The 25,046-nt window shown below is 64.2% G+C and carries 29 protein-coding genes and 1 pseudogene; 16 read left to right on the top strand and 14 right to left on the bottom strand.

Annotated features, from left to right (window positions below; genetic code table 11):
- Positions 1 to 15: 15 nt before the first annotated feature.
- Both ACIPUD_RS35535 and ACIPUD_RS35540 read left to right on the top strand, forming a co-directional pair.
- On the top strand, positions 16 to 210 hold the full coding sequence (locus ACIPUD_RS35535; RefSeq protein WP_026233106.1) for a hypothetical protein: 195 nt from the start codon (positions 16 to 18) through the stop codon (positions 208 to 210).
- A gap of 315 nt (positions 211 to 525) precedes the next feature.
- A complete protein-coding gene (locus ACIPUD_RS35540) occupies positions 526 to 732 on the top strand; it encodes a hypothetical protein (RefSeq protein ID WP_007594775.1) in 207 nt (68 codons plus the stop codon).
- Positions 733 to 869: 137 nt separating this feature from the next.
- On the opposite strand, the gene ACIPUD_RS35545 is transcribed toward ACIPUD_RS35540, so the two are convergent.
- Entirely contained in the window at positions 870 to 1,118 is a 249-nt protein-coding gene (locus tag ACIPUD_RS35545; RefSeq protein ID WP_018456205.1) for a hypothetical protein, read from the bottom strand.
- A gap of 176 nt (positions 1,119 to 1,294) precedes the next feature.
- Between ACIPUD_RS35545 and ACIPUD_RS35550 the strand changes: the two genes are divergently transcribed.
- The gene (locus ACIPUD_RS35550) at positions 1,295 to 1,462 is read left to right on the top strand and encodes a hypothetical protein (protein WP_162847273.1); all 168 of its coding nucleotides are present in this window, start codon (positions 1,295 to 1,297) and stop codon (positions 1,460 to 1,462) included.
- Here the strand turns inward: ACIPUD_RS35550 and ACIPUD_RS35555 are convergent.
- The 7 genes and pseudogenes from ACIPUD_RS35555 to ACIPUD_RS35585 form a co-directional block, all read right to left on the bottom strand.
- On the bottom strand, positions 1,459 to 1,947 hold the full coding sequence (locus ACIPUD_RS35555) for a DUF3147 family protein (protein WP_247298599.1): 489 nt from the start codon (positions 1,945 to 1,947) through the stop codon (positions 1,459 to 1,461). The two genes, ACIPUD_RS35550 and ACIPUD_RS35555, sit on opposite strands and share 4 nt — an antisense overlap.
- A complete protein-coding gene (locus ACIPUD_RS35560; protein ID WP_018456208.1) occupies positions 1,947 to 2,294 on the bottom strand; it encodes a DUF3147 family protein in 348 nt (115 codons plus the stop codon). Before ACIPUD_RS35560 ends, ACIPUD_RS35555 begins: the two co-directional genes overlap by 1 nt.
- Positions 2,291 to 2,875: a phosphatase PAP2 family protein gene (locus ACIPUD_RS35565; protein ID WP_247298602.1), complete on the bottom strand. Its 585-nt coding sequence runs from the start codon at positions 2,873 to 2,875 to the stop codon at positions 2,291 to 2,293. The genes ACIPUD_RS35560 and ACIPUD_RS35565 overlap by 4 nt, the downstream gene beginning before the upstream one ends.
- 134 nt (positions 2,876 to 3,009) lie before the next feature.
- Positions 3,010 to 3,108 (bottom strand): annotated as a pseudogene (locus ACIPUD_RS35570) (SDR family oxidoreductase); the annotation flags it as partial.
- A 188-nt stretch (positions 3,109 to 3,296) separates the two neighbouring features.
- A complete protein-coding gene (locus tag ACIPUD_RS35575; RefSeq protein WP_446482491.1) occupies positions 3,297 to 3,848 on the bottom strand; it encodes a DUF4142 domain-containing protein in 552 nt (183 codons plus the stop codon).
- Positions 3,849 to 3,935: 87 nt separating this feature from the next.
- Positions 3,936 to 4,163, bottom strand: coding sequence for a hypothetical protein (locus tag ACIPUD_RS35580; protein ID WP_446482492.1), 228 nt, complete (start codon positions 4,161 to 4,163; stop codon positions 3,936 to 3,938).
- An 8-nt stretch (positions 4,164 to 4,171) separates the two neighbouring features.
- The gene (locus tag ACIPUD_RS35585; RefSeq protein WP_446482493.1) at positions 4,172 to 5,959 is read right to left on the bottom strand and encodes a thiamine pyrophosphate-requiring protein; all 1,788 of its coding nucleotides are present in this window, start codon (positions 5,957 to 5,959) and stop codon (positions 4,172 to 4,174) included.
- 157 nt (positions 5,960 to 6,116) lie between these two features.
- On the opposite strand from ACIPUD_RS35585, the gene ACIPUD_RS35590 reads away from it, so the two are divergent.
- From ACIPUD_RS35590 to ACIPUD_RS35620, 7 genes are all read left to right on the top strand, one after another.
- Positions 6,117 to 6,491, top strand: a complete 375-nt coding sequence (locus tag ACIPUD_RS35590) for a PRC-barrel domain-containing protein (protein WP_007594753.1) — start codon at positions 6,117 to 6,119, stop codon at positions 6,489 to 6,491.
- Positions 6,492 to 6,515: 24 nt separating this feature from the next.
- Complete coding sequence (locus ACIPUD_RS35595; RefSeq protein ID WP_007594751.1) at positions 6,516 to 6,674, top strand: hypothetical protein; 159 nt, start codon at positions 6,516 to 6,518, stop codon at positions 6,672 to 6,674.
- 201 nt (positions 6,675 to 6,875) lie between these two features.
- On the top strand, positions 6,876 to 8,030 hold the full coding sequence (locus ACIPUD_RS35600; protein ID WP_446482494.1) for an HlyD family secretion protein: 1,155 nt from the start codon (positions 6,876 to 6,878) through the stop codon (positions 8,028 to 8,030).
- Complete coding sequence (locus tag ACIPUD_RS35605; RefSeq protein WP_446482495.1) at positions 8,027 to 9,712, top strand: DHA2 family efflux MFS transporter permease subunit; 1,686 nt, start codon at positions 8,027 to 8,029, stop codon at positions 9,710 to 9,712. The genes ACIPUD_RS35600 and ACIPUD_RS35605 overlap by 4 nt, the downstream gene beginning before the upstream one ends.
- Before the next feature lie 41 nt (positions 9,713 to 9,753).
- Positions 9,754 to 10,755 carry an NAD(P)H-dependent flavin oxidoreductase gene (locus ACIPUD_RS35610; RefSeq protein WP_446482496.1) on the top strand — a complete coding sequence of 334 codons (1,002 nt, stop codon included), beginning with the start codon at positions 9,754 to 9,756 and terminating at the stop codon, positions 10,753 to 10,755.
- 134 nt (positions 10,756 to 10,889) lie between these two features.
- Positions 10,890 to 11,282 (top strand): hypothetical protein, encoded by a 393-nt coding sequence (locus ACIPUD_RS35615; RefSeq protein WP_446482497.1) that lies wholly within the window; start codon positions 10,890 to 10,892, stop codon positions 11,280 to 11,282.
- Positions 11,283 to 11,509: 227 nt separating this feature from the next.
- Complete coding sequence (locus tag ACIPUD_RS35620) at positions 11,510 to 12,328, top strand: aldo/keto reductase (protein WP_446482498.1); 819 nt, start codon at positions 11,510 to 11,512, stop codon at positions 12,326 to 12,328.
- 235 nt (positions 12,329 to 12,563) lie between these two features.
- On the opposite strand, the gene ACIPUD_RS35625 is transcribed toward ACIPUD_RS35620, so the two are convergent.
- Entirely contained in the window at positions 12,564 to 12,791 is a 228-nt protein-coding gene (locus ACIPUD_RS35625; RefSeq protein WP_026233110.1) for a hypothetical protein, read from the bottom strand.
- A gap of 96 nt (positions 12,792 to 12,887) precedes the next feature.
- Positions 12,888 to 13,340: a hypothetical protein gene (locus ACIPUD_RS35630; RefSeq protein ID WP_026233111.1), complete on the bottom strand. Its 453-nt coding sequence runs from the start codon at positions 13,338 to 13,340 to the stop codon at positions 12,888 to 12,890.
- A gap of 157 nt (positions 13,341 to 13,497) precedes the next feature.
- On the opposite strand from ACIPUD_RS35630, the gene ACIPUD_RS35635 reads away from it, so the two are divergent.
- A complete protein-coding gene (locus ACIPUD_RS35635) occupies positions 13,498 to 13,770 on the top strand; it encodes a helix-turn-helix domain-containing protein (protein WP_018456224.1) in 273 nt (90 codons plus the stop codon).
- A 4-nt stretch (positions 13,771 to 13,774) separates the two neighbouring features.
- Here ACIPUD_RS35635 and ACIPUD_RS35640 read toward each other — a convergent pair whose 3' ends face one another.
- Both ACIPUD_RS35640 and ACIPUD_RS35645 read right to left on the bottom strand, forming a co-directional pair.
- Complete coding sequence (locus ACIPUD_RS35640) at positions 13,775 to 15,007, bottom strand: aminotransferase-like domain-containing protein (RefSeq protein ID WP_018456225.1); 1,233 nt, start codon at positions 15,005 to 15,007, stop codon at positions 13,775 to 13,777.
- 91 nt (positions 15,008 to 15,098) lie between these two features.
- The gene (locus ACIPUD_RS35645; protein ID WP_204513887.1) at positions 15,099 to 15,626 is read right to left on the bottom strand and encodes a DUF3124 domain-containing protein; all 528 of its coding nucleotides are present in this window, start codon (positions 15,624 to 15,626) and stop codon (positions 15,099 to 15,101) included.
- A gap of 67 nt (positions 15,627 to 15,693) precedes the next feature.
- Here ACIPUD_RS35645 and ACIPUD_RS35650 point away from each other — a divergent pair, with 67 nt between their 5' ends.
- The 4 genes from ACIPUD_RS35650 to ACIPUD_RS35665 all read left to right on the top strand — a co-directional run bounded on the left by ACIPUD_RS35650 (position 15,694) and on the right by ACIPUD_RS35665 (position 21,099).
- Positions 15,694 to 17,421: a cation:proton antiporter gene (locus ACIPUD_RS35650; RefSeq protein WP_085352555.1), complete on the top strand. Its 1,728-nt coding sequence runs from the start codon at positions 15,694 to 15,696 to the stop codon at positions 17,419 to 17,421.
- Between the two features lie 153 nt (positions 17,422 to 17,574).
- Positions 17,575 to 18,651 (top strand): 3,4-dihydroxy-2-butanone-4-phosphate synthase, encoded by a 1,077-nt coding sequence (gene ribB, locus ACIPUD_RS35655; protein ID WP_018456228.1) that lies wholly within the window; start codon positions 17,575 to 17,577, stop codon positions 18,649 to 18,651.
- A 160-nt stretch (positions 18,652 to 18,811) separates the two neighbouring features.
- Complete coding sequence (locus ACIPUD_RS35660) at positions 18,812 to 20,026, top strand: acyl-CoA dehydrogenase (RefSeq protein WP_007594720.1); 1,215 nt, start codon at positions 18,812 to 18,814, stop codon at positions 20,024 to 20,026.
- A gap of 149 nt (positions 20,027 to 20,175) precedes the next feature.
- Complete coding sequence (locus tag ACIPUD_RS35665; protein WP_085352554.1) at positions 20,176 to 21,099, top strand: MBL fold metallo-hydrolase; 924 nt, start codon at positions 20,176 to 20,178, stop codon at positions 21,097 to 21,099.
- A 7-nt stretch (positions 21,100 to 21,106) separates the two neighbouring features.
- On the opposite strand, the gene ACIPUD_RS35670 is transcribed toward ACIPUD_RS35665, so the two are convergent.
- Together ACIPUD_RS35670 and ACIPUD_RS35675 are read right to left on the bottom strand one after the other, a co-directional pair.
- Entirely contained in the window at positions 21,107 to 21,961 is an 855-nt protein-coding gene (locus ACIPUD_RS35670) for a DUF1499 domain-containing protein (protein ID WP_085352553.1), read from the bottom strand.
- A gap of 242 nt (positions 21,962 to 22,203) precedes the next feature.
- Complete coding sequence (locus ACIPUD_RS35675; protein ID WP_085352551.1) at positions 22,204 to 23,832, bottom strand: fatty-acid--CoA ligase; 1,629 nt, start codon at positions 23,830 to 23,832, stop codon at positions 22,204 to 22,206.
- 65 nt (positions 23,833 to 23,897) lie between these two features.
- On the opposite strand from ACIPUD_RS35675, the gene ACIPUD_RS35680 reads away from it, so the two are divergent.
- Complete coding sequence (locus ACIPUD_RS35680; protein ID WP_446482499.1) at positions 23,898 to 25,019, top strand: extensin family protein; 1,122 nt, start codon at positions 23,898 to 23,900, stop codon at positions 25,017 to 25,019.
- The last annotated feature ends 27 nt before the right edge of the window (positions 25,020 to 25,046 follow it).

Below are 25,046 nucleotides of genomic sequence, written 5' to 3' on the forward strand. Positions count from 1 at the left end.
CCCCAATTCATGTTGATGAAACAGTCCGAGATCTTCAGGGATAACGCCGACAACTGCCTCCAGCTCGCCGAGAGGGCCGAAGCACAGCCGGCACACAATCGTTTTCTGCGCATGGCGAATGCGTGGACGGCACTTGCCGACGAGCAGGATTGGCTCGACGGCGAGGTGCCGCCCGTTCCAACGCGCAGGCCTCAAAAGCAGGATGCGTAATTCTGTCGTGTTCGTGGATCTGCGTGTGAGACTGCGCACGGACAACAAGCAGGATCATTCGTAACAGTCGATCGCGTTGATTTCCTATTTCAGGAGGTTTTTGCAATGGCTCCACGTCTGGCTCTTCTTTCGCTCATCCTCGCCTTTGGCGTGTCGGTCGCGTTCGCCACCGTGACGACAGTGCGGCAGGTGCATCACGAAAATGCATCGACCCCGGTGCACTCAGCGCACAGTTAGCAGTCTGATCTCGCGGGTCGGAACCTTCGACGCTCCGGCGCGTAAGCGCTTCGAGACAGCAAAGAGGCGAGAGCTATCATGGCCCATTCCGACCAAGGCATCATCAGAGATCAGCGTGGTGAACAGCAGCCGCGGGACAAGCAGCGTGCGCAGACCGTGCACAAGTCGGAGCCAAAGGGCTCGCCCTCTCGTGAGGCCACGCGCGATCCCAAGCTGAACGACAACAGCAAGACGCCCGGTTCCGGCATGGCGCCCGATGATTCCGGCGACGCGCCGAGCGGCTAATTCCTTCAGGAACGAATTCGCACGCGAAGAGTCGAGGGATTGCTTCCGGTTGTCATGCCCCCGGTGATCCGGAAGTAATCTCCAAGGACGGCCCTGGCACCCCGTGCCGGGGCCGTTTGCTTGAGCATCAGGCTGGACTAATCCTCGGAGCCGCGCTCGGGATGCGGTTGCGTATGGCCGTCCGGGCCGCGCCCGAAAACTCCGAACCTGCTCGATTTGACATTCGCCCCTGCATCGACTGCGGCGGTGGCCAGTCCGAGCTTCAGGAGCTCGCGCACGGCCGCGGCTCGCGTCGGCATGCGATGTTTGAACCGGAAGTCGTCCACCGCGGCCAGTTCTTCCGGTGACAGCATGACCTGGAGCCGCTCGGCGCGAAGGTCGTTCATGATCAATCACCCAAAATGAGCAAGTTGAGTAGTTTACTCAACGAACTCATTCGGCCGCGGTTCCACAAGATGCGGCTATGACGCCAAGTTAGCCAAAAAATATAACGAAATCAATAACTTATGTGATGCAGGGATCCTTTGACAGGTGTATACTCCCGGCAAATGGGAGAGACGTCATGACGAACGAAGTCAGATTGCCCCGCACACATGTCGAAGAGAGCGAAGCACCCAGGCCGGTGCGCCCCAGCCACCAGAAGGTCATCGAGCAGGTCGAGCGCTGGGCCAACAGCCCGGGCCTTCAACCGCCGAGATTGCAGCCGTCAATGCATGCCAAAGCGGGCTAACGCTTCGTAAGGGGAGAATCCTTTGCTGATGGCGAATGGGCTGACCGGGGCGGTTTGCGGGAGACGATGCGCAGCTTGCGCCTGAGCCCCCAGGCCAATACCGAAACCACGGCCCAAGCTATCAACGCGGCGGCGAAAGCGCCCGGAACGCTTGCGGCCACGGTAACATGAAAGACGGCGGCGAATGCCAGGAGACCGATGCTTCCCCAGGCGGCACCAGCCGCGTCGAGCCCGGCGGCCTCTTGTCCGCGGCGCGTGCCGCTGAGGCCGGCCTTCTCCTTGGTGCGGCGTTCATGGCTTTCGACCAGCGTTGCGCTCGCGCAGAAGATGGCGGGAAGCGCAAGGAAAAGTCCGCCGACGGAAACACCGAAGCGCGCTCCCAGAACCCCCGTGAGCACGGTCGCCAGGCCACCGAGCAGGAAACGAATGCCGTATTCGTACCAGCGCGTCTGCTTCAGCGCGGAGAGCGACAGCTTGACCGGCATCAGGCCGCACCTCCAAAGCCGGCGAGCAGGCCGAAGGCGACCGCAAGCCACACGATACCAGCAAGGACGGTCGCCGGCAGCGCGGACACACAGTATCTGATCAGCAGATGGCAGACGACGACGCTGTAGCAGCCGAGCGCGACCGCGCCATAGATCATCGTCCAGCTTTCTGCCGCGGCGTATTGCGGGCCGTGCTGGACGACGGCGATGCCGAGCGTCGCCAGTGCAACTGACGGTGCTGCGCCGAGCAACCCCGCAAAGCTTTTGGGTTTGAGCATATCGCCCAAGATCGCAAAAGCGGAGACGATGATGCCACCGGCGATGAAGCGCACGACATATTCGGTCATGGCCGTTTCCGCCAAGTGAGCTGCTTGCGCAACGATTGCGTCAGTGTCCATGGCCGCAAGAGTCTCTCTACAGCCGCGCCCAGCGCAAAGCCTGCGACGACGTCGCTTGCCCAATGCGCGAGTACCGCAATCCGTGTCAGCGAAAGTGCGACCGCAATCGCACGCACCAACCGACGCGGCGTTTTCGGCAGCAGGCCCGCCGCCGAGGCAAGTGCGCCCATATGGACCGCGTGACCGGACGGGAAGGCGTCGCGCGCCTGTCCTGAGATGGGTACTCCATGTCGGTGTCCGCGTATGGTCAGCCGGTCTGGCCTGGTCTGATCGAATATGGATTTCAGGACATGCGGGAGGACGGCAGTCGCCAGCGACACGGCCACAACGTGATTTGCAACGGGGCGCTGTTGGGGCTGCCAAATATGAGTGTAGAGCCACCCTGCCGCGGCCAGCGCGAGCAGCACGTGCTCGTCGGCAGCCCAGGTCAATGTCTGCGCCGTGTGCTCGATGCCTGAATTGGTGTGATCAGCGATCGTATCCGCGATCGCGGTGTCGATCCGGCTAGGTTTAACCTCTACTAATGCCATCGGTCTGCAAGCGTGATGTCCTTCATGACAGTTTTGTAAAGCCCGGAGACAAAGAAGGTTCCTGGGCTCTGCCTCGTGGCATAAGTCTGCCGCGCCGACTACGGCTGTCCCGATCCACCAGCGGACCCATACACCTAGCCGGTCGCATTGCTCGCGTCGGCCGCGGCACGCTGCACATAAATCGAGGCCAGTTCGGCGGGCTGGCCGGAACGGCCGAGCGGCGTCATGCCTCCGCTGTCGAAGAGGCCAGCGAAGCAGCAGCGAGCGTTGCGCTCGCCGCTTGGACGACGTGCCGGCGGGATACTGAAGTCTTGTCGTGATGTGTCATGACGATCTCCGCGATCTTCGATCTCACTGCGCGGAGACAGGCATCGTTGCAAAACGAGAGGACGCCGGTAGGGCCGGCGCCCTCGTAAGATGTTTACTTGGTCTGACCGACGCTCGGCGCCTTGCCGAGCTCCTTGGCCATGTCGAGATGGTGCTTGAGCGCCGGCAGCGTCTTGCCGGCCCAATCCTTCAGGTCGGAATTGTCGCCGCCCTTGGCGTAACGCTCGAACAGCGAGACCGCGTCCTCATGGGCGCTGACCTGGTACGAATTGTAATCCGAACTGAAGTCCTTGCCATTCGCGCTCTTGAGCTTGTCGAGTTTGCTCTGATGCGAGCTGTCGAGTGCTGTCGGCAGCGTCGCCTGCACCTTGCCGCCGCTGACAAGGCCCTTAAGTTCGCTGCTGGTCTTGGTGTGGTCGGTCACCATCTGTTGCGCAAAGGTCTTCTCCTGCGCGTCGCCTTTCTGCTCGGCGAGCTTGCTCGACTCGATCTCGAACATATCGCTGATGGCGACTTCCTTGACGAAGTCGGCGGTGGCGGGCGCGACGCCGAGCGCCGAGTTGACGCCGGTTTTCTCGCCGAGCGACTGGGCGAGTGCGGGGCCTGCGAGCAGCACGCAAGCAGCTGCGATAATCATTCGTTTCATGGTCCGATCCCTCCGAATGGGCGCGCAGCCTCTCGCCGCGCGACGTTGCGCCCACCAACACACTGCAGCGGCCGGAGTTCCTAACGGCTAATCCGTCGGTCTCCGCCCGCTCCGCGGGTTGATTGGATCGGTAGGCTTGCGCCGAAGCCGTTCGGGCAGAAATGGCTCGCTCGGCCTGGCAGTGGCCTCGGCACGCACGTCTGCATGGCGTTGTGCCCGTTCATGCGGCGTCCGGTTGTCGTTGATCTGCCGCTTCACGTCGAGGCCATCCACGGGATCGTTGACGCCGTGCTGGATATCGCGGAAATCGCTCATGCTTCACCTCATTCGTTTCCAGGTAGGATCTTTTCCAGCACCTGCCGCGCCGCCCCCTTGATCACTCCGCTCTCGTTGGGATCGCCCTTCAGCAGCGCAAGCGAGAAGTTCTTGGCCTGCTGCAAGGTGATGTGCGGCGGCAGCGGCGGCACTTCGGGATCGGTCTTCACCTCCAGCACCACCGGCATCTCGCTCGCCAGCGCCTGCTCCCAGGCCGAGCCCAGCAGCCGCGGGCTGTCGACATAGATGCCGGAGAGGCCGATCAGTTCGGCAAAGCGCGAATAGGACACGTTTGGTATGCGCTGCGATGCCTCGAATTTCGGATCGCCGTTGATGACGCGCTGCTCCCAGGTCACCTGGTTGAGGTCTTCATTGTTGAAGACGCAGACGATGAAGCGCGGATCCTTCCAGTCGCGCCAATACTTGGCGGCGGTGATCAGCTCCGCCATGTTGTTCATCTGCATCGCGCCGTCGCCGACGAGGGCGATCACCGGGCGGTCGGAATGGGCGTATTTCGCGGCGAGCGCATAGGGCACCGCGGCACCCATCGAGGCGAGCCCGCCTGAGAGCGAGGCCGTCATGCCGCGGCCCATCTTCAGGTCGCGCGCGAACCAGTTGGCGCAGGAGCCGGAATCGCTGGTGACGATGGCGCGGTCGGGCAGGCGCGGAGACAGCTCCCAGGCGACGAGCTGCGGATTGACCGGTGCTGCGGGCTGATGTGCCCGATCATCGAGCGTCTTCCACCATTTCGCGACGTCGTCCTGGATACCCTGGCGCCAGGCGCCATCGCTCTTGGGTTTCAGTCGCGGCAGCAGGGCGCGCAGCGTCTCGGCGGCATCGCCGACGAGGCCGACCTCCATGGGAAAGCGGATCGACATCATGCCTGCGTCGATGTCGATCTGCACGCCGCGCGCCGCGCCTTCCTTCGGCAGGAATTCGGCATAGGGAAAGGCGGAGCCGACCATCAGCAGCGTGTCGCATTCCATCATCATGTTGTAGCTGGGCTCGGTGCCGAGCAGGCCGATCGAGCCGGTGACCCAGGGGAGATCGTCGGGGAGCGCCGCCTTGCCGAGCAGCGCCTTGGCGCAGCCGGCGGACAAGCGGTCGGCGACCGCGATCACCTCCTCGGTGGCGTGGAGCGCGCCGGCGCCGATGAGCATCGCGACCTTCTTGCCGGCATTGAGCACCTCGGCGGCACGGTCGAGGTCAGCGTCACGAGGCTTGATGCTTGGAGCGCTATAGCCAATGCCGGAGTGCAGAGTGCCGTGAGCGCGCGGCGGGTCCTCGTAGGGCTCCTCCTGGATATCGTTGGGCAGGATGATCACCGTTGGCGTCCGCCGGGCCAGCGCGATCCGGATCGATCGATCGATCAGATGCCGGATCTGCGCCGGCGAGGAGGCCTGCATGACGTAGGCGCCAGCCACATCCTTGAACATGGAGACGAGATCGAGTTCCTGCTGATATTGCCCGCCCAGCGCATTGCGTGCCTGCTGGCCGACGATCGCGAGCACGGGCTGGTGATCCAGCAGGGCATCGTAGAGCCCGGTGATCAGATGCGAGGCGCCGGGGCCCGAAGTTGCGATACAGACCCCGAGTTGGCCAGAGAACTTCGCATAGGCGCTCGCCATGAAAGCGGCCATCTCCTCATGCCGGGTCTGAACAAAGCCGATCTTGCCCTCAGCACGCTGAAGGGCTCCGAACACGCCGTTGATGCCATCGCCAGGATAGCCAAAGAGGTGGCGCACGCCCCATTGATGCAGACGTTGAACGATGAAGTCGGAGACGGTCTGGGACATCAAGGGCGGCCCTTCGTTTTCCGGTATTTGGTTTCCGGGATTTGAAGTTGAGAGAACCACCCGTTTCCGGCGATGTTCCTCAAGTCTGACGGAACATGCCGGAACGATCGCGCACCTCTTCGGGTTGTCTCCACAACTGGCTGAGTGGAGAATTGAGATGTTGAATCAGGGTGAACTGGACCAAAACGAGATGGGTCGGTTGATCGGCAGCGACAAGGTCGAGGGAACATCGGTCTACGGTGCCGATCGCAACAAAATCGGCTCGATCGAACGCGTGATGATCGACAAGATCAGCGGCAAGGTGTCCTACGCCGTGCTCGGCTTCGGCGGATTTCTGGGCCTCGGCAACGACCACTATCCGCTGCCGTGGCAGTCGCTGAAATACGACACGGAGCTCGGCGGTTACGTCACCGGCATCACCACCAAGGAACTGGAAGGCGCGCCCAAATACGGCGAACGGAGTGATTGGAACTGGGGTGATGACGCCGCGGTTCGCGGGATCAACTCCTATTACGGTGTCCCCTTCGCGTAAGCGTTTCCACCGAAAGGAAGCTCGATGAGCAAGGAACGGCCTAACGACGATCCCCGGCAGCAGAGCGACTGGGGTTCGCACAAGCAGACGGACAAGCCCTGGAAAGGCACTCCGGAAAAGGAGCAGGGATCGGACGAGGTGAAACCCGATCTCGAGAAATGGCACGCGACGAAGACGCACTGAGACCGGGTGCGCTTCCCATGAGATATCGAGGCGAGCGCGGCATGCACTGTGCCGCGCTCGCTTTTTGGGCAGGGCGTTCACGAACGCGATGGTGCTCGCAACAAGCGGAACCATGATCAGGAGTTGCAGTTGGGCTCGCGGCGCGTGTGCCGGCCTTGGCGGCTCTGCCGCCAGTTTGATCCCCGAGAAAGGTTTTTCACCGTGGATGCTCAAACACGGGAGCGTGGACCGTCCGCGGAGCAGCCGCAGAGGGCGAAGGAAGCTCCGAAGATATCTCCTGATCAGGCCCGTGACGCCACGGACTCGAAGCCGGCCAAGGCGCCGTCGCTGCGAGAGCGGATTCGCGAGCATTGGTTGCTGGCAAGCGTTGGGACCATCGTCTTGCTCGCGGCCCTTATCGGCGGAGTGCTCTATTGGCTCCAGGTGCGCCACTATGAATCCACCGACGATGCCTTCGTCGCCGCGCGCAGCTTTTCCGTGGCCTCCAAGGTTGGCGGCTACGTGACCGACATACCCGTGACGGACAACCAGCATGTCAAAGCCGGGGACCTTCTCGCCAAGATCGACGAGCGCGACTATCGCATCGCCATCGATCAGGCCAATGCGCAGGTCGCGGTCGCCAGGGCGAACATCGCCAATGTCGAGGCGCAGATCGTCTCCCAGCAGGAGCAGATCAAGCAGGCGGAGGCGCAGCTCGAACAGGCCCAGGCCCAGCTCCAGTTCTCGCAGGAAGAGTTCGCGCGCGCCCAGGATCTGGTCGAGAAGGGGGCCGGCACCGTGCAGCGCCAGCAGCAGACCCGCTCCGACCTTCAGGCGCAGCAGGCCAACACTGAACGCGCGAAGACCGCGGTGACGGCTGCGCAAGTTGGCATCAAGTCGCTGCACGCGCAGCTCGAGGGCGCCCGGGCGCAGCTCGAGCAGTCGCAGGCGCAGCTCGATCAGGCCAAGCTGAACCTGCAATATACCAGCGTGGTTGCGGCGCAGTCCGGCCGCGTCGTCAAGCTCAGCGGCGCCAAGGGCACTTTCGTTACAGCCGGACAGAGCCTGATGATGTTCGTGCCTGACGAGGTCTGGATCGTCGCCAACTACAAGGAGACGCAGCTCAACGACATGCGGCCGGGTCAGCCGGTCGAGATCCGCATCGATGCCTATCCCACGCGCAAGCTCACCGGCCATGTCGAGTCCGTGCAGCCGGGCTCCGGCACCGCGTTCAGCCTGTTGCCGGCGGAGAACGCCACCGGAAACTACGTCAAGGTGGTGCAGCGCGTACCGGTGAAGATCGTGGTGGACAGCTGGCCGGCCGATCTGCCCGTTGGTCCCGGCATGTCGGTCGTGCCCTGGACCAGGGTGCGATGACCGACACGGCGCAGGGCAGTGCATCCGCGGGCGGCTGGTCGCCGGAGCGCTCGGCGGCGGGCGGTCACAATCCCTATCTCATCGCGTTCGTCGTCTCGATCGCGACCTTCATGGAGGTGCTCGACACCACCATTGCCAACGTTGCCTTGCGCCACATCGCCGGTGGGCTTGCCGTCGGCATCGACGAGAGCACCTACGTCATCACCAGCTATCTCGTCGCCAACGCCATCGTGCTGTCGATCTCGGGCTGGCTGTCGACCGTGATCGGCCGCAAGCGCTTCTACATGATCTGCGTTGCGATCTTCACGGTCTCCTCGCTTTTGTGCGGCTTCGCCTGGAATTTGCAGGCGCTGGTGCTGTTCCGCATCCTTCAGGGCCTTGGCGGCGGCGGCATGGCGACCAGCGAGCAGGCGATTCTTGCCGACTCCTTTCCGCCGCACAAACGCGGCCAGGCCTTCGCGATCTACGGCGTCGCCGTCGTGGTCGCACCCGTGATCGGTCCGACGCTCGGCGGCTGGATCACCGACACCTACACCTGGCACTGGGTGTTCCTGATCAACGTCCCCATGGGATTGCTGTCGCTGTTTCTGGTCGGCACGCTGGTCAACGAGCCCTCGGATGCGGAGGAGGAGCGGGAGAAGCTGCTGAGCAAGGGCCTGCGCGTCGACTATGTCGGCTTCCTGCTGGTCGCGATCGGGCTCGGCTCGCTCGAATACGTGCTGGACGAGGGCCAGCGCAACGACTGGTTCGGCTCGAACATGATCGTGTTCTTCGCGGTACTTTCGGCCATGTCACTGCTTGCGCTGATCCCGTGGGAGCTGACGCGGGAGGATCCCATCGTCGATCTCCGCCTGCTGGGCCGTCGCCAGTTCGCCGCCTGCTTCCTGGTCATGCTTGCGACCGGCGCGGTGCTGATCTCGACGACACAGCTTTTGCCGCAACTGCTCCAGAGCGATTTGAACTACACCGCCCTGCTGGCCGGTCTCGCTTTGTCGCCTGGCGGCGTCGCGACCCTGGTGCTGATGCCAGTGGTCGGCCGCCTCGTCAGCAGCGTGCAGCCGAAATATCTCATCATGTTCGGTGCCGCCATCGTCGCCTTCTCGATGTGGCATCTCACGGGCCTTACCGGCGATATCACCTACGGCTATGCCGCGATGTCGCGGATCTTCCTCGCGCTCGGTCTTCCTTTCCTGTTCCTGCCGGTCACGACCGCGTCCTATGACGGTGTGCCGCCCGACAAGACCAACCAGGCGTCGGCGCTGATCAACGTCGCCCGCAATATCGGCGGCTCCATGGGCGTCGCGCTGGCGCAGACAATTCTGGCGCAGCGCCAGCAATTCCACCAGAGCCGCCTGATCGAGCACGCCGCGCCATCGGACCTCGGCTATCAGCAGACCATCGAGACGATGACCCGCTTCTTCCAGGCTCAGGGCTCGAACGCGAGCGATGCGGCCTCGCAGGCGGTCGCCTGGGTCGGGCGCACCTTGCAGCAGCAGGTCGATTTGCTCGCTTATATCGACGTGTTCTGGACGCTCGCGATCATCGCGGTGCTGATGATCCCGACCGCCGCGGTGCTGCGCCCGATCAAGCTGGGCGCTCCCGCGCGGGGGCATCGAGCCTACGGCCGTTCTGAGAGAAATGGCGAGAGAGAAAGGATGACCGCGGCGCAAAAGTCCGGCTAGACTGGCGCGAACGTCGAGCAAAAGCCCGGGAGGTAATTTAAGTGAAGACCGCGATCACCGAACTGTTCGGCATCGAGCACCCCATCATCCAGGGCGGCATGCATTTCGTCGGCTTTGCCGAGCTGGCGGCTGCCGTCTCCAATGCCGGCGGACTCGGCATCATCACCGGTCTCACGCAGAAGACGCCGGAGCTGCTGGCAAAAGAGATCGCACGCTGCCGCGATATGACCGACAAGCCGTTCGGCGTGAACCTCACTTTCCTGCCGACCTTCGCCGCGCCGCCTTATCCGGAATACATCGCCGCCATCGTCGAAGGCGGCATCAAGTCCGTGGAGACCGCCGGCCGCAGCCCGGAAGCCTACATGCCGGCGCTGAAGGCCGCCGGGATCACGGTCATCCACAAATGCACCTCGGTGCGCCACTCCTTGAAAGCCGAGCGCATCGGATGCGACGCGGTCAGCGTCGACGGCTTTGAGTGCGGCGGCCATCCCGGCGAGGACGACATTCCCAACATGATTCTGCTGCCGCGCGCGGCGGAGGAATTGAAGATTCCGTTCGTCGCATCCGGCGGCATGGCCGACGGCCGCAGCCTCGTCGCGGCGCTGTCGCTGGGTGCGGCCGGCATGAACATGGGCACGCGCTTCATCGCCACCAAGGAAGCGCCGGTGCATCAGAACGTCAAGAATGCACTGGTCGCGGCGACCGAGCTCGACACCCGCCTGATCATGCGGAGCCTGCGCAACACCGAGCGCGTGCTGAAGAACGCCAATGTCGACCGCCTGCTCGAGATCGAACGCGAGAAGGGCGACAAGCTGAAGATCGACGACATCCACGACCAGGTCGCGGGCGTCTATCCCAGGATCATGCTGGACGGGCAGATGGACGCGGGCGCCTGGAGCTGCGGCATGGTCGCGGGCCTCATCCATGATATCCCAACCTGCAAGGAACTCGTCGACAGGATCATGGCTGAGGCAGAAACCATCATTCGTACCCGTCTGATCGGGTTTCTTGAAGAGACGGGTGCACCGCGAAAGGTCGCCTGACACCGCCAAACTTCTTAACCACGGCGGCAGTCGACCGCTGGAATTGCTCGCGACGCGTCCTAAATAGAGGTAAATTACATCTTAACAAACAATTTCAGGAGGCGTCCGTGATTCCAAAGAGCGCTCCTTTTGCAATGGCCGTTGCCCTCGTGCTCGCATGGGGCGGCGTCGCGCGCGCTGACGACTACAAGCCCGACGAATATCTCGGCCTCGATCTTTCGAAGGCGGTGTTGTCGCCGAAGCGGCTCGGGCCCGAAACCCGGTTCGCGCCTGTCGCGCTGGAGGCGCGCGGTGGCAACGAGGCGCAGGCGCGCGCCGAGCCGGTCCACGTGCCGAAGAAGGTCGCCGCCGAACGCGTGCGCGTGTCGGAGCCGAAGGTCGCGCACGTCAAGCCCGCGCAGCCACGCGGCGCGGCACGCACCAAGCTCGCGCATCGCCACGGCAATCCGCTCGACGCGCAGGCGATGGACACCCGCATCCAGACCTGGCCGTGCCGCAGCGGCGGCATCTGCAACTGGAAGCACTAGGTCAGCTCCGAGCCGTCATCCGGCACGTTGCAAAACCGTAGGCCCGCGGTCAAGAAACCGTAAGCCGGGGGACGGTGAGGAAGCACCTAACCCGATCTTGATTGGCCGCCGTGCGTCTGCCGCACTATGCTGTCCGCTCCCGCCACCTCTGTTCCATCCCCGAAGAGTCTGCTCACGCAGCATCGCTGCGGGCCTCCGGCGGGCTGAACGATGTCAGGAGCCTTTTCATGGACCATCTCAAGACACAGGGCATCAGCATGCCCAAGCTTGGCCTCGGGACCTTTCGCATGCAGGGCGATACCTGCCGCGCGGCGGTCGAGAGCGCACTGTCGATCGGCTATCGCCATATCGATACCGCCGAGATGTACGGCAACGAAGAACCGATCGGCGCGGCGCTCGCCGCGGCCCGGCTGCCGCGGGGCGAGCTGCACGTCACGACGAAAGTCTGGCACGAGAACCTCAGCCCCGACGCCATCCGCCGCTCTTTCGACGCCAGCCTGACCAAGCTCAGGCTTGACCATGTCGACCTCTATCTCGTGCACTGGCCGTCCAAGGCGGCGAACTGGGGTGCTGTGTTCGAGACCTTGATGACGCTGAAGCAGGAGGGGCGGACGCGGGCGATCGGGGTCGCCAACTTCACCACGGCGCTGCTGAAGATCGCGGTCGAGGACATCAAGGCGCCGATCGCATGCAATCAGATCGAATACCACGCCCTGCTCGATCAATCGAAGGTGCTGGCCTATCTCAACGCCAAGTCGATCCCGCTGGTCGCCTATTGCCCGCTGGCGCAGGGACGCATCGCGTCAGATGAGGTGCTGGCCGAGATCGGCGCCAAGCATAATGCAACTGCGGCGCAGGTCGCGCTGAAATGGCTGCTGGACCAGGACGGTGTGGCCGCGATCCCGAAAGCCTCGCGCCGAGAGAGCCAGCAGGCCAATCTCGACGCGCTGAAGATCACGCTCGACGATGCCGACCGCAACAAGATCGCCGCGCTGCCGAAGGACAGGCGCTGCGTCAATCCCGGCTTCGCACCGGCATGGGACTGAGAGTCGACGCTGGGCCGCACCGCCGGACCCTCTCCCCTTGTGGGAGAGGGTGGCTCGCCGCGCAGCGGCGAGACGGGTGCGGGGTCTCTCTCCGCGCGCACATTTGTCAGTTTGAATTCGCCGAGGGATACCCCTCATCCGGCGCTTCGCGCCACCTTCTCCCACAAGGGGAGAAGGAAGAAGGCACGCAAAGAAAATGGCCCCGTGAAGGGCCATTTCCATATTGCGTTGCGCATTAGTCCCAATGATGACGGTGACCACGCTTGATCACGACGACGCGGTCGCGATGGCGCCAGCCGCGATGCCAGCCGTGATCGCGATGCATGCCGTATTCGGCGCGGGCGCCATACATGCCGTGATGATGACCACCGCGCTTGATCACTACCGTCTCCGCGCTGGCGAGCGTCGGCATTGCAACCGCGAGCGCGCCGACAGCGGCAAGCACATAACCAATCTTCTTCATGATGTCCTCCTCCAATGGAATGCAAATCTAAACGGCGCATTCGCGGGAACGTTCCGGAGGAATCGCAGGAGATTTCTGAACGCCTGTTCAGGTGGGTTAATCGCAGCGCTGTTGTGAAGGTGTTGGCGCGCCGGTCGCGACGTATTTGCCGTCCCTGATCGTGTACTCGCCGCGCTCACTGCGATTGTAGATTGCGCGCAAGCTGCCTTGCTTCGAGAGTAGCAGACCGAACTCGCGCGTCTGCTGCAGCAAGGGGAAGTACACCATCACATTGAGCAGGCCGTCGGCGTTGACCATCGCCGATACCACTTCGTTTTCGTCCTTGGCCTCGCCGAAATTGCGCCGGTACATCACCCTTCCGTCCTTCCGGATCTCGTAAGTCAAGAGCGCGCCCTTCTCGCGGTCGGGCCGGCCGGCGCAATCGACCGCCCATGAGCCGAGCAGGCCCCATTGCTCGACGGTCGCCGCAAGCGACTCGGCACCGGCCGCGGGCGTGAACGCAACCCACAGCACTGCTGCCGCGATAGAGCGGCACAAACAACGTCTCATGTCCTGAAAGGCCCCACCTGCAAAGAATTCCGAAGTGTAGCATCCCGCGCGCCATCGTCCACGCTGACCGCCATTCGCGCGCGAATTTGATCCGCGTCAATGAGGCAGCCCGTTTCCCCGGTAGGATGGCGCTCCCGAAGGGAAATTGGATAAACCGATGCTGAATCAAGTCAGGGATTTCGCAGGCGAGGTGCTGCCGGGGAGCTGCGCCGTGCCGCCTTATTCCGAGAGCGCGTTTCTGGCCGAGCTGGGCGACCGCTTGAAGTCCTCGCGCATGCGCTGCGTCCTGTCGCGGCGGGAGCTCGCCCGCCGCTCCGGGATATCCGAGCGCTACATCGCCCAGATCGAGGCCGGAAAGGGCAACGTCTCGATTGTGCTGCTGCTGCGGCTGGCCTCCGCGATCCACGGCAGCCAGCCCCAGATCGTCTGAAGGCTCAAGCTCGATTCTCCACATTGGCACTGCGGGCCGGCACGCCGAACTCCTTGCGGCAGACCTCGGCCAGCACGGCCACGCCCTCGCGGATCTGCTGATGCGAGGGGCTCGCAAAGCACAGCCGCAGTCGCGATCTGGAGTGGTTTTTGTCAGTCGACCATTCCGGCCCCGGATTGATCGATACGCCGGCGGCAAGCGCGGCCTGATACAGCTTCAGCGTATCCACCTGATCGGGCAGCTTCACCCACAGGAAGATCCCGCCCTTGGGCTCCTCGAACTCGGCGGCCGTCCCGAACTGCTCGTTGACGGCCTCCATCAGCGTATCAAGCTTGGTCCGTAGCGCCTTCGTCAGTGCCGGCACGTGGGTCGAAAAATGCGGCTTGCAATAGGCAGCGAGCACCATCTGCTCCAGCGCGCCTGAGCCGGCGTCCGTCTTCAGCGCCAGCATCCGCGACATCACATCCCAGGGCGCGACGATGAAGCCCACGCGCAGCGCCGGCGCGATCGACTTGGAGAACGAGCCGATATGGATCACGCCGCCGTTCGGGCTCATCGCATGGATCGCCGGCGGCCGCTGTCCCGACCAGACCAGATCGGCATAGCAATCGTCCTCGAAAACAGGCACGCCGTAGTCTGCCGACAGCCGCAACAGCTCGGTGCGGCGGCCCTCCGGCATGATGCTGCCGGTCGGGTTCTGCACGGTCGGAATGGTGTAGATGTATTTCGGACGGATGCCGCGGCCCTTGAGGTCGGCCAGCGTCGTGGCCAGCACGTCCATGCGCATGCCGTCGTTGTCGAGGGGAATGCCAATCACGTTGACTCCGAGCCGTGCCAGGCGGGTCAGCGAGCCCTGATAGCTATCCTGCTCGAAGATCACGGTGTCGCCGCGCGTCAGCAGCGTGGCGTTGACGAGGTCGAGCGCCTGCAGCGAGCCGGACACGATCAGGAGATCGTCGACCGTGCAGTTGATGCCGGCATCGCGCTTGAGTTTTGCCACCAGGAATTCGCGCAAGGGCAGATAGCCCTGGGGACCATGTGCCAGCCCGTAAGTGGCGAGCGAGCGGCCTTCGCGTTGCAGAGCCAGATTGGCCGCCTCGATCAGATCATCGAGCGGCACCTGCTCGGAGTCGTTGTTGCCGCCGACAAAACTGTATTTGGCGAGGCCCGTCCAGCGCGCAGAGGGGGCCGGCAGCCCTGCGGGAAACAGGGGCGCAAAATCGAAGCTGGACGTCATGGGAGCGTTCCTCGTTGTTTTCTTTTTGAGCCGGCCGGCGTTGCGTCGGCCATGCCTATTTCTTTTGCCCGCATCCGGCGGACAGACGGCCTTAGTTCTTGCCGGCCGTCCGGGTCGGACGGCCTTGGCTGATGAAAGCGTAATGCGCATTGGCGACGCCGCCAACCATCAAGGCCTCGACAGCAGGCTCGGCGATCTCGCTTGCTGCGGCCCAATCGACCAGGAAATTGGCTCCGGTCCCGCCGCGTACGTCGTCGGTCGGAATGAAGATCGAGACGGTGGCGAGGGGCTTCAACGCGACGGGCGCCTTCAGATAGCTCTCGACCTGCTTGCCTGCGGTGTCGAAATAGGCGATGCGTTTGACGACCAGCGGCTGGGTCTCGGAGGCGTTGTGCACGCTCAAGGTCACCGAGAAGTCGACGCGCAGCTTGCCCTGGCTCATCGCGACACTGGAATAGGCGGGCACGTAGAACCCGCCGGCGACGGCGAGTTCTTCTTTCGGCAGCGCGGTGAGGGAATCTGCAAAGTTTTGTTCGATATTGACCTTGGATTGAGCGGCTGCGGGCACGGAGCAGGCGAGGGGGCATAGCAGCAGTGCAGTGGCGAGCCCCATCCGCATGTGACGAATTGCTTGCTTGCCGCACCGCACTCGATCACTAGGGTGCGGCAAAACGGACCAATCTGGCATGCACGAGCTCATTCGCGACATCACTCTCTGTATCCTGTTTGCCTGGATGCTGGGCCTGCTTGCCCACTTCTCCAGGCAACCGCTGATCCTTGCCTATCTTATCGCCGGCTTCTGCATTGGTCCATTTGGCGCCGGCTGGGTCAAGTCGCAGGAATCGATCAGCGTCATCTCCGAGCTTGGCCTGATCTTCATGCTGTTCATGATCGGCCTGGAGATCGACCTGAAGAAGATCGTGCGGGCCGGAAAGGTCATCCTGTTCGCGGCGGGCGGCCAGCTCCTCGGCGGCTGCCTGCTCGGGGTGCTGTTCTTCGTCGGCATCGGCCTGTCGCTCGGGGGCGGACAGTTCGATGCGGTTTACCTCTGTGTCGCCTGCGCGCTGTCGAGCACCGTCATCATCGTCAAGGTGCTCTACGAGAAGCGCGAGCTCGACACGCTGCCCGGCCGCATCACCCTCGGCGTGCTGGTGCTCCAGGACATCTTCGCCATCCTGTTTCTGGCGGTGCAGCCGAGCCTTGCCAATCTGGAAATCAGCGTGATCCTGCTCTCGATCGGGCGGGTCGCAGTGCTGGTCGCCGCGGCACTGCTGGTGAGCCGCTACGTGCTGCCGCGCCTGTTTCACCAGATCGCCCGCCGCCCCGAGTTGATCCTGCTCGGCGCGCTCGCCTGGTGCTTCCTGGTCGCCGAGACCGCCGAGCGGCTGTCGCTGTCGCGCGAGATGGGCGCCCTGATCGCCGGCGTCTCGCTCTCGACCTTTCCCTATGCGCTCGATGTCACGGCCAAGGTCACCACGCTTCGCGATTTCTTCATCACGCTGTTCTTCGTCGCGCTCGGCATGACCATTCCCGTGCCCGGCCTCTCCGTGATCGGACTTGCCCTGATGATCGCGGCGTTCACGGTGGTGAGCCGCCTCGTGACCACCTTCGTCCCGCTCTATCTGATGAAGCAGGGCCTGCGCGCCAGCCTGTTGCCGGCCCTGAATCTCGCGCAGATCTCCGAGTTCTCGCTGGTGGTGATCCAGACCGGCGTTGCCGACCACCACATCGCAGCCCAGACGGCGAACGCGGCCTCCTTCGCCTTCGTGGTGCTGGCGGTGCTCTCGACCTTCGTGATGACCCGCAGCGACGAGATCACCCGCTGGGCGATCGGTCCCCTGAAGCGGATCGGCCTGCGCGATCTCGACCACGGCAATGGCCACGGCGAGGAAGGACACGAGGGCCATGGCGAGGCGCGCCGCATCGTCATCCTCGGCTTTTTCCGTGCGGCGAGCGCGCTGCTGGCCGAGATCGAGCGGCAGGCACCGGTGCTGCTCGAGCAGATCACCGTGATCGACTTCAATCCCAATGTGTACCAGACGCTGCTGTCGCGCGGCCTGCACGTGATCTATGGCGATATCAGCAGCGCCGACACGCTGCTCCATGCCGGCGTCGGCAAATCCGAGATGATCATCCTCAGCGTCCCGGATGCGCTTCTGAAGGGTGCCAGCAACGAGAAGCTGGTCCGCCACGTCCGCACCCTCAACCCGACCGCCATGATCATTGCCACGGCCGATCTGTTGTCGGATGTAGACGAACTCTACGCGGCTGGCGCCAGCTATGTCACCGTGACCCGGCTCAGCGACGCCCATGAGCTGTTCACGGTGATCGAGGCCGCCCAGGCCGGCCTGTTGGCCGACAAGCGGGCCGAGCTCGATCAGCGGCTCGGCGAGCGGCGCGAAGTGCTGCCCTGACCGCTCCCGGCCGGCTTCTCACCGGGCTTAGGCCCGACGCGAGCCGCCCGTCGGGCAGGGCTGCGGTCCGGCATATGCGGTTGCGCCGGGGACACTAGCGCCCCGGCTCAAGTCCGGCTAAGCCTCCGGGCCATAACCGATAGAGATTGGGAAATGCCGGATAACGTCCAGGAAGTCTTGCAGGCCTTTGCCCGGGGTGAGCTCGTGGTCGTCACCGACGACGAAGACCGCGAGGGCGAGGGCGATCTGATCGTCGCCGCCTCGTTCTGCACCGCCGAGAAGATGGCGTTCATCATCCGCCACACCTCCGGCATCGTTTGCGCCCCGATCACCAGCGAAGATGCGCGCCGCCTGCGGCTCGATCCGATGGTGGCCCACAACGACTCAGCGCACACCACCGCATTCACGGTCTCGATCGACTACAAGCCCGACGGCGGCACCGGCATCTCGGCCGAGGAGCGCGCCTCGTGCTGCCGCGCGCTGTCCAATCCCAATGCCGGCGCCAACGACTTCGCCCGTCCCGGTCACATCTTCCCGCTGATCGCCAAGGACGGCGGCGTGCTGCTGCGCTCCGGCCATACCGAGGCCGCGGTCGACCTGTGCAAGCTCTCCGGCCTGCCGCCGGTCGGCGTCATCAGCGAGTTGATGAACGACGACGGCAGCGTGATGAAGGGCGAGCAGGTCGCCCGCTTCGCCGCCCAGCACAAGCTCAAGCACGTCACCATCGCCGACATGATCGCCTACCGCCAGGTGCGCGAGAAACTGATCGAGCGGGTCTCGACCTTCGTCACCGAGAGCCCGATCGGGCCGCTGCAGGGCTATGCCTACCGCTCGCCGTTCGATTCCATCGCCCATGTCGCCTTCGTCTACAACGGCGTCGGCGACGGCAAGAACGTCCTGACACGCTTTCACAAGCCGAACATCGTCAAGGACATCTTCACCGGCCACAAGCGCATGGCGGCGGTGCTCGAGCACTTCAAGAAATCGGGCCGTGGCGTTCTGGTCTATCTGCGCGACGGTGCGGCCGGTGTCCCTGTGGCGCCGCTGCCCGATGAGAGCGCGACCGAGGCCGACCGCAACCGCCAGTGGCGCGAAGTCGGCGTCGGTGCACAGATCCTGCGCGATCTCGGCGTCACCTCGATCCGGCATCTCACCTCCTCGGTGCACGACTACAAGGGCCTTTCGGGCTTCGGCATCGAGATCGTCGCCAACGAGCTACTCGAAAGCTAGCGCTGTCATCCAGGGGTGCGCGAAGCGCATCCCCCGAGGCGCGCCTCGCGGGTCCCCGGGAATCACGCAGACCCGTACATCTGCAACGCAATTGCACTTGTTGCCGCGGCGCTTTACTTTGTCGGGCAAATTTTGACGGAACCAGACGAAAGGACGTTTCATGACCGCGCGCCCTCAGGCCAAGGACAAGCCGGCTTCGGCTTCTTTCCAGTGGGACGATCCGTTCCTGCTCGACGAGCAGCTCACCGAAGACGAGCGCATGGTGCGCGACACCGCGCGCGCCTACGCCCAGGACAAGCTGCTGCCGCGCGTCGCCAAGGCCTATCTCGAAGAGAAGACGGATCGCGAGATCTTCAACGAGATGGGCGAACTCGGCCTGATCGGCATCACGTTGCCGGAGGAATATGGCTGTGCCAATGCAGGCTATGTCGCCTATGGTCTGGTCGCGCGCGAGATCGAGCGGGTCGATTCCGGCTACCGCTCGATGAACTCGGTGCAGTCCTCGCTGGTGATGTATCCGATCTACGCCTATGGCGACGAGAACCAGCGCAAGAAGTACCTGCCGAAGCTCGCCAGCGGCGAGTGGGTCGGCTGCTTCGGGCTGACCGAGCCTGATGCGGGCTCCGATCCGGCCGGCATGAAAACGCGCGCCGAGAAGGTGTCGGACGGCTATCGCCTGACCGGCAGCAAGATGTGGATCTCGAACGCGCCGATCGCCGACGTGTTCGTGGTCTGGGCCAAGTCGGCCGCGCACGACAACCAGATCCGCGGCTTCGTGCTGGAGAAGGGCATGAAGGGCCTGTCGGCACCGAAGATCGGCGGCAAGCTGTCGCTTCGCGCCTCCATCACCGGCGAGGTCGTGATGGACGGTGTCGTGGTTCCGGAAGACGCGCTGCTGCCCAACGTCTCCGGCCTGAAAGGCCCGTTCGGCTGCCTCAACCGCGCCCGCTACGGCATTTCCTGGGGCGTGCTCGGCGCGGCCGAGGACTGCATGCACCGCGCCCGCCAGTATACGCTCGACCGCAAGCAGTTCGGCAAGCCGCTCGCCGCGACCCAGCTCGTGCAGAAGAAGCTCGCGGACATGCAGACCGAGATCGCGCTGGGCCTTCAGGGCTCGCTGCGCGTCGGTCGCCTGATGGACGAGGGCAAGTTCGCTCCCGAGATGATCTCGATCATGAAGCGCAACAATTGCGGGAAGGCGCTCGACATCGCCCGCGTCGCGCGCGACATGCACGGCGGCAACGGCATCTCGATCGAGTATCACGTGATGCGCCACGTCCATAACCTCGAGACCGTCAACACCTACGAGGGCACCCACGACGTCCACGCCCTGATCCTGGGCCGCGCGATCACGGGCATTCAGGCGTTTTTCTGAGCAAACCGCCCCAGTGTGGGATGCGACTGAACTCTCCAATCGCGTCATGGCCGGGCTTGTCCCGGCCATCCACGTCTTAGACCACGCGAAGAACGTGGATGCCCGGCACGAGGCCGGGCATGACGAAGTCAGCAAGGTACGAGCAAGCCATGTCCGACAACGACGACGTCCCGTTCAACCGCGACTTTCCGCTGAAGCCCGGCATCGTCGAGGAAGTCCGCCCCGGCGTGCGGCGCGTGCTCTGTAACAATCCGAGTCCGTTCACTTTCACCGGCACGGTCAGCTACATCGTGGGCCGGGGCAACGTCGCGATCATCGATCCCGGTCCGGACGACGAGGCGCATGCGGCGGCGCTGCTCGATGCCGTCAGCGGCGAGACGGTGAGCCATATCTTCGTCACCCACACACACCGCGACCATTCGCCGAACACCGCGCGGATCAAGCGGTCGACCGGCGCGCCAGTTTACGCCGAAGGCCCGCACCGCGCCTCGCGCCCGCGCTTCGAGAGCGAGAAGCACAACCCGGAATCCGGCGCCGACCGCGACTTCGCGCCCGATATCAGGATCGGCCATGGCGACGTGGTCGAAGGAGATGGCTGGCGGCTCGAGGCCGTGGCGACACCCGGCCATACCGCCAACCACCTCGCTTTTGCCTGGCCCGAGCGAAAATTCAACTTCGTCGGCGATCACGTGATGGGATGGTCGACCTCGATCGTGGCCCCGCCCGACGGCTCGATGATCGACTACATGGAATCGCTGGATCGTCTCGCCGCGCGCGAGGAGGATGTGTATTTCTCCGGTCACGGCCCCGAAATTCCAGAAGGCCCGCGCTTCGTGCGCTTCCTGATCCGTCACCGCAAGGCGCGCGAGGCCTCCATCCTGCACCGCCTTGCCAAGGGCGAGACCGACATCCCGACCATGGTCCGGGCGATCTATATCGGCATCGATCCGAGGCTCACCACCGCGGCGGGCTATTCCGTGCTGGCGCATCTGGAAGACCTGGTCGCCCGCGGCGTGGTGGCGACGGACGGCGATCCCGTGATCGGCGGGACCTATCGGATGGCGAACGCTTAGCCTTCCGTCACTTCTTCACCGTCTTCGCCGGCGCCTTCGGCGGCGCCACCGGCGTCTTCTTCACCGGCTTGAGTGCGTCGGCATCGGCGGCGGTGTTGAGATCGTCGATGAATTTCTTCACGCGTGCGGCGTTGCTGCCGAGGTCGCTCTCGAAATAGCGCGAGGCGGAGCGGATATCGACGCGGGAATCCTCGCCGTCGGGCACGACCCGGATGGCGATGTCCTCGCGGAAACCCATGATCGGTGAGCGCGCCACCGCCTCGATGCGGCCGATGCGGCGCGGGGGCTGCGGCGCGCGCTCGTCGATGATCAACCATTTGCGCTTGTTGACCAGCTGAAGCGCGATCGCATAGGCGCGGTCGACTGAAATCTCGAGCTCGATCGGCTCGATATCGGGATAGAATTGACGCTGCTGCTCGGCCGAATAGAGGCCGGCATACACAGCGGTATTGGCACCATCGCCGGTGCGCAGGCGGGCCAGCGCGTCGAAGCGCGGCGGGTCGATCGGGTCGGTGGTGATGTCGTGGATCGCCGGCAGCTTGCGGTATTGCAGGCCGAGATAAGCGGGATAGGCGAGGATCGCGCCGTCGATCAGGAACGCAAGCAGGATGCGCGCCATGCCGCGCGAGCCGTTCTGCCAGATCGCGGCGAAGCCGGCGAGCCCGAACAGGATCGAGAGCGCGGCAATCCCGAGCCCGCCGAAGAAGGTCGCGAGCGCCGGCTTCATCTCCAGGAAGCCGAACCGGACGATGATGATCGAGACCACCACCGCCACCACGGCGAACACGGCCAGATTGCGCGCCCAGCTCGCGAGGCTGGAGACGGGCTCCGACTGGTAGGGAGCGGAAAACCTGCGGGCCATCGGGTCAGCTCTGCCGGGATCTTGGGGACGGTGCCGGCCGATCTGGCACGACGATGGGCCGTTGAGACCACGGCCCGCGGGCAAATTCAAGAGTTCCGCAGAAGGCTGCATCGTCATGGCCGGGCTTGACCGGCCATTCACGTCTTTTTGCCATGAGGACGCGGATGTCCGGGCCGTCGCCGCGCCGAAGGGGCTTTGGCCCCGCAGGCGGGACGAAGCCCGGGCACGACGTCCGAGATGGCCTACGCCGCCGCGTTCGGGAAGCGGTATTCCCTAAACTGATCGCGCAGCGCGGTCTTCAGGATCTTGCCCGTCGCCGTGTGGGGGATACCGTCGACGAAGGCAACGTCGTCGGGCATCCACCATTTGGCGATCTTGCCATCCATGAACTTCAGGATGTCCTCGCGGCTGGCCTGCTGGCCCTGCTTCAGCTGCACGATCAGCAGCGGACGCTCGTCCCATTTGGGATGGAACACGCCGATCACGGCGGCTTCCGCCACCGCGGGATGGCCGACTGCGAGGTTCTCCAGCTCGATCGAGGAAATCCACTCGCCGCCGGACTTGATCACGTCCTTGGAGCGGTCGGTGATCCGCATGTAGCCGGCTTCGTCGATGGTCGCGACGTCGCCGGTGTCGAAGAAGCCGTCCTCGTCGAGAATGTTGGCGTCGACCCGGTAATAGGCCTTGGCGACGGCCGGGCCGGCGACCTTGAGGCGGCCGAAGGTCGTGCCGTCCCACGGCAGTTCCTTGCCGGCATCGTCGGTGATCTTCATCTCGACGGCGAACGGCGCGTAGCCCTGCATCTGGAGCACGTCGAGCCGCGCCTCGCCGGTCGCATTCTGGAACGGCGGCTTCAGCGCCGCGACGCTGCCGATCGGGCTCATCTCGGTCATGCCCCAGGCGTGACGGACGTTCGAGCCCATGTCGAGGAAGGCCTTGATCATCGAACGCGGCATCGCCGAGCCGCCGCAGATCACCATCTTCAGGTCCGGCAGCTTCAGATTGTTCGCGGTCATGTGCTGGAGCAGCATCAGCCACACCGTGGGCACGCCGGCGGTATGCGTCACCCTCTCGGTCGAGAGCAGCTCATAGACCGAGGCGCCGTCGAGCTTGGCGCCGGGCATGACGAGCTTGGTGCCCTGCGACGGCGCGGAGAAGGCGATGCCCCAGCTGTTGGCGTGGAAGAGCGGCACCACGGGAAGCATGGTTTCGGAGGCGCTGGTACCGAGCGCGTCGACATTGTTGGCCATCAGCGCGTGCAGCACGTTGGAGCGATGCGAATACAGCACGCCTTTGGGATCGCCGGTGGTGCCCGATGTGTAGCACATCGCGGCCGCCGTGTTCTCGTCAAAGTCCTTCCATTTAAACTTGCCGTCGGCCTCCGCAATCCAGTCCTCGTAGGCGACCACGTTCTTCAGCGTCGTCTGCGGCATGTGCGCCTTGTCGGTGAGCACGACATAGCGTTCCACGCTTGTCAGCTTGTCGGCGATCTTCTCCAGGACCGGAATGAACGTGATATCGGTCATCACGATGCGGTCCTGCGCATGGTTGATGATCCAGGCGATCTGCTCGGGGAAAAGGCGGGGATTGACGGTATGGCAGATGGCGCCGATCCCCATGATGCCGTACCAGACCTCAAGATGGCGCCAGGTGTTCCAGGCGATCGTTGCGACACGGTCGCCGAGCTTGATGCCGTCGCGCTCCAGCATCTGCGAGACCTTGAGCGCGCGCTTGTGGATATCGGCATAGGTGGTGCGATGGATCGGTCCCTCGACCGAGCGCGTCACGACCTCCTGCTTGCCATGAATCTTGGCGGCGTGTTCGATGATCCTGTGGCAGAGCAGGGGCCAGTCTTGCATCAAACCAAGCATTCCGTCGTTCCTCCGAGAAGCCGCTGGGCGGATTGTCGCTCTCAGCGTTGGGCCAAAGAATTGTCATGAGTTTTAGCCTGCCCGCCTTTCGCCGCAAATGGTCTTATCGCGGCTATATGTCCGTCGGCGCGGCAATGGTTACCGTCGCGCTCGGGCTCGCGGATCGGGCAGAGGCGCGCAAATATGGGTCCCCGCTGGACATCTTTGGTATTGCGGCACCACGGCCGCGCGCCACGGTTCATTCTGCCAATATGTATGGCAGGATCCCGCTCCCAAGACCTCGCCCCGAGGAGGCCCCCAAGGGGCCGGCCAAGGCATCGGACGAGGCTCCTGCGGAGACCGACGACAAGCCTTTTGCGGACAAACCTGGCGCCGCCCAGCCCGCCGAAGCCGCGCCGCCGCCCGAGAAGCAGGCCTCGGCGTGCCGCCTCGCGCTGACCGAGGAGATCGCGATCGCGCCTTCGATCCCGGATATCCGCGGCCCCGGCGCCTGCGGCGGCGAGGATCTGGTGCGGCTCGAGGCCATCGTGCTGCCGGACAAGCGCAAGGTGGCGGTCAAGCCGGCGGCGATCCTCCGCTGCACCATGGCATCCGCAATCGCCGATTGGGTGCGCAAGGACGTGGTGCCGCTGGCCGCGAGCCTCGGCTCGACCATCAGCGATCTCGACAATTTCGACAGCTTCGAGTGTCGCGGCCGCAACCGCGTCGTCGGCGCCATGCTGTCCGAGCACGGCAAGGCCAATGCGATCGATGTGCGCGCCATCAAGCTCGCTAACGGGCAGTCGATCGGCCTGACCGACCGCACCATGCCGCGCGAGGTGCGCGAGCGCGTGCTGCATTCGGTCTGCTCGCGCTTTTCGACCGTGCTCGGCCCCGGCTCGGATTGGTACCACGAGGACCATATCCATCTCGATCTCGCGCAGCGGCGCAACGACTACCGGATCTGCCAGTGGAACGTCTGGGATCCGCTGCCGCAGGTTGCCCCGCTGCTGCCGGCGGAACGGCCCGAGGAGGCGCCGCCGCGTGAGGTCGCGGCCAAACCCGAAGCGAAGCCCGAGGCCAAGCCCGAGACGAAGCAAGGAATTGACGACGAGGCGGCGGAGACATCGGCTGCCTCTGCGGACAAGCCGGCGGCCGACGGCCACAAAGCCCGGCCGCACAAGCCGGCAACAAAAAAGCGCCGGTGAGACCGGCGCTTTTGAATGTCAGAGATC

It is taken from the genome of Bradyrhizobium sp. CAR08, from assembly GCF_052871955.1.

Coding starts and splice junctions, on each gene's coding strand:
- ACIPUD_RS35535 (WP_026233106.1), top strand. CDS start 16: ATGAAACAGTCCGAGATCTTCAGGGATAACGCCGACAACTGCCTCCAG.
- ACIPUD_RS35540 (WP_007594775.1), top strand. CDS start 526: ATGGCCCATTCCGACCAAGGCATCATCAGAGATCAGCGTGGTGAACAG.
- ACIPUD_RS35545 (WP_018456205.1), bottom strand. CDS start 1,118: ATGAACGACCTTCGCGCCGAGCGGCTCCAGGTCATGCTGTCACCGGAA.
- ACIPUD_RS35550 (WP_162847273.1), top strand. CDS start 1,295: ATGACGAACGAAGTCAGATTGCCCCGCACACATGTCGAAGAGAGCGAA.
- ACIPUD_RS35555 (WP_247298599.1), bottom strand. CDS start 1,947: ATGCCGGTCAAGCTGTCGCTCTCCGCGCTGAAGCAGACGCGCTGGTAC.
- ACIPUD_RS35560 (WP_018456208.1), bottom strand. CDS start 2,294: ATGACCGAATATGTCGTGCGCTTCATCGCCGGTGGCATCATCGTCTCC.
- ACIPUD_RS35565 (WP_247298602.1), bottom strand. CDS start 2,875: ATGGCATTAGTAGAGGTTAAACCTAGCCGGATCGACACCGCGATCGCG.
- ACIPUD_RS35575 (WP_446482491.1), bottom strand. CDS start 3,848: ATGAAACGAATGATTATCGCAGCTGCTTGCGTGCTGCTCGCAGGCCCC.
- ACIPUD_RS35580 (WP_446482492.1), bottom strand. CDS start 4,163: ATGAGCGATTTCCGCGATATCCAGCACGGCGTCAACGATCCCGTGGAT.
- ACIPUD_RS35585 (WP_446482493.1), bottom strand. CDS start 5,959: ATGTCCCAGACCGTCTCCGACTTCATCGTTCAACGTCTGCATCAATGG.
- ACIPUD_RS35590 (WP_007594753.1), top strand. CDS start 6,117: ATGTTGAATCAGGGTGAACTGGACCAAAACGAGATGGGTCGGTTGATC.
- ACIPUD_RS35595 (WP_007594751.1), top strand. CDS start 6,516: ATGAGCAAGGAACGGCCTAACGACGATCCCCGGCAGCAGAGCGACTGG.
- ACIPUD_RS35605 (WP_446482495.1), top strand. CDS start 8,027: ATGACCGACACGGCGCAGGGCAGTGCATCCGCGGGCGGCTGGTCGCCG.
- ACIPUD_RS35615 (WP_446482497.1), top strand. CDS start 10,890: ATGGCCGTTGCCCTCGTGCTCGCATGGGGCGGCGTCGCGCGCGCTGAC.
- ACIPUD_RS35620 (WP_446482498.1), top strand. CDS start 11,510: ATGGACCATCTCAAGACACAGGGCATCAGCATGCCCAAGCTTGGCCTC.
- ACIPUD_RS35625 (WP_026233110.1), bottom strand. CDS start 12,791: ATGAAGAAGATTGGTTATGTGCTTGCCGCTGTCGGCGCGCTCGCGGTT.
- ACIPUD_RS35630 (WP_026233111.1), bottom strand. CDS start 13,340: ATGAGACGTTGTTTGTGCCGCTCTATCGCGGCAGCAGTGCTGTGGGTT.
- ACIPUD_RS35635 (WP_018456224.1), top strand. CDS start 13,498: ATGCTGAATCAAGTCAGGGATTTCGCAGGCGAGGTGCTGCCGGGGAGC.
- ACIPUD_RS35640 (WP_018456225.1), bottom strand. CDS start 15,007: ATGACGTCCAGCTTCGATTTTGCGCCCCTGTTTCCCGCAGGGCTGCCG.
- ACIPUD_RS35645 (WP_204513887.1), bottom strand. CDS start 15,626: ATGCGGATGGGGCTCGCCACTGCACTGCTGCTATGCCCCCTCGCCTGC.
- ACIPUD_RS35650 (WP_085352555.1), top strand. CDS start 15,694: ATGCACGAGCTCATTCGCGACATCACTCTCTGTATCCTGTTTGCCTGG.
- ribB (WP_018456228.1), top strand. CDS start 17,575: ATGCCGGATAACGTCCAGGAAGTCTTGCAGGCCTTTGCCCGGGGTGAG.
- ACIPUD_RS35660 (WP_007594720.1), top strand. CDS start 18,812: ATGACCGCGCGCCCTCAGGCCAAGGACAAGCCGGCTTCGGCTTCTTTC.
- ACIPUD_RS35665 (WP_085352554.1), top strand. CDS start 20,176: ATGTCCGACAACGACGACGTCCCGTTCAACCGCGACTTTCCGCTGAAG.
- ACIPUD_RS35670 (WP_085352553.1), bottom strand. CDS start 21,961: ATGGCCCGCAGGTTTTCCGCTCCCTACCAGTCGGAGCCCGTCTCCAGC.
- ACIPUD_RS35675 (WP_085352551.1), bottom strand. CDS start 23,832: ATGCTTGGTTTGATGCAAGACTGGCCCCTGCTCTGCCACAGGATCATC.
- ACIPUD_RS35680 (WP_446482499.1), top strand. CDS start 23,898: ATGAGTTTTAGCCTGCCCGCCTTTCGCCGCAAATGGTCTTATCGCGGC.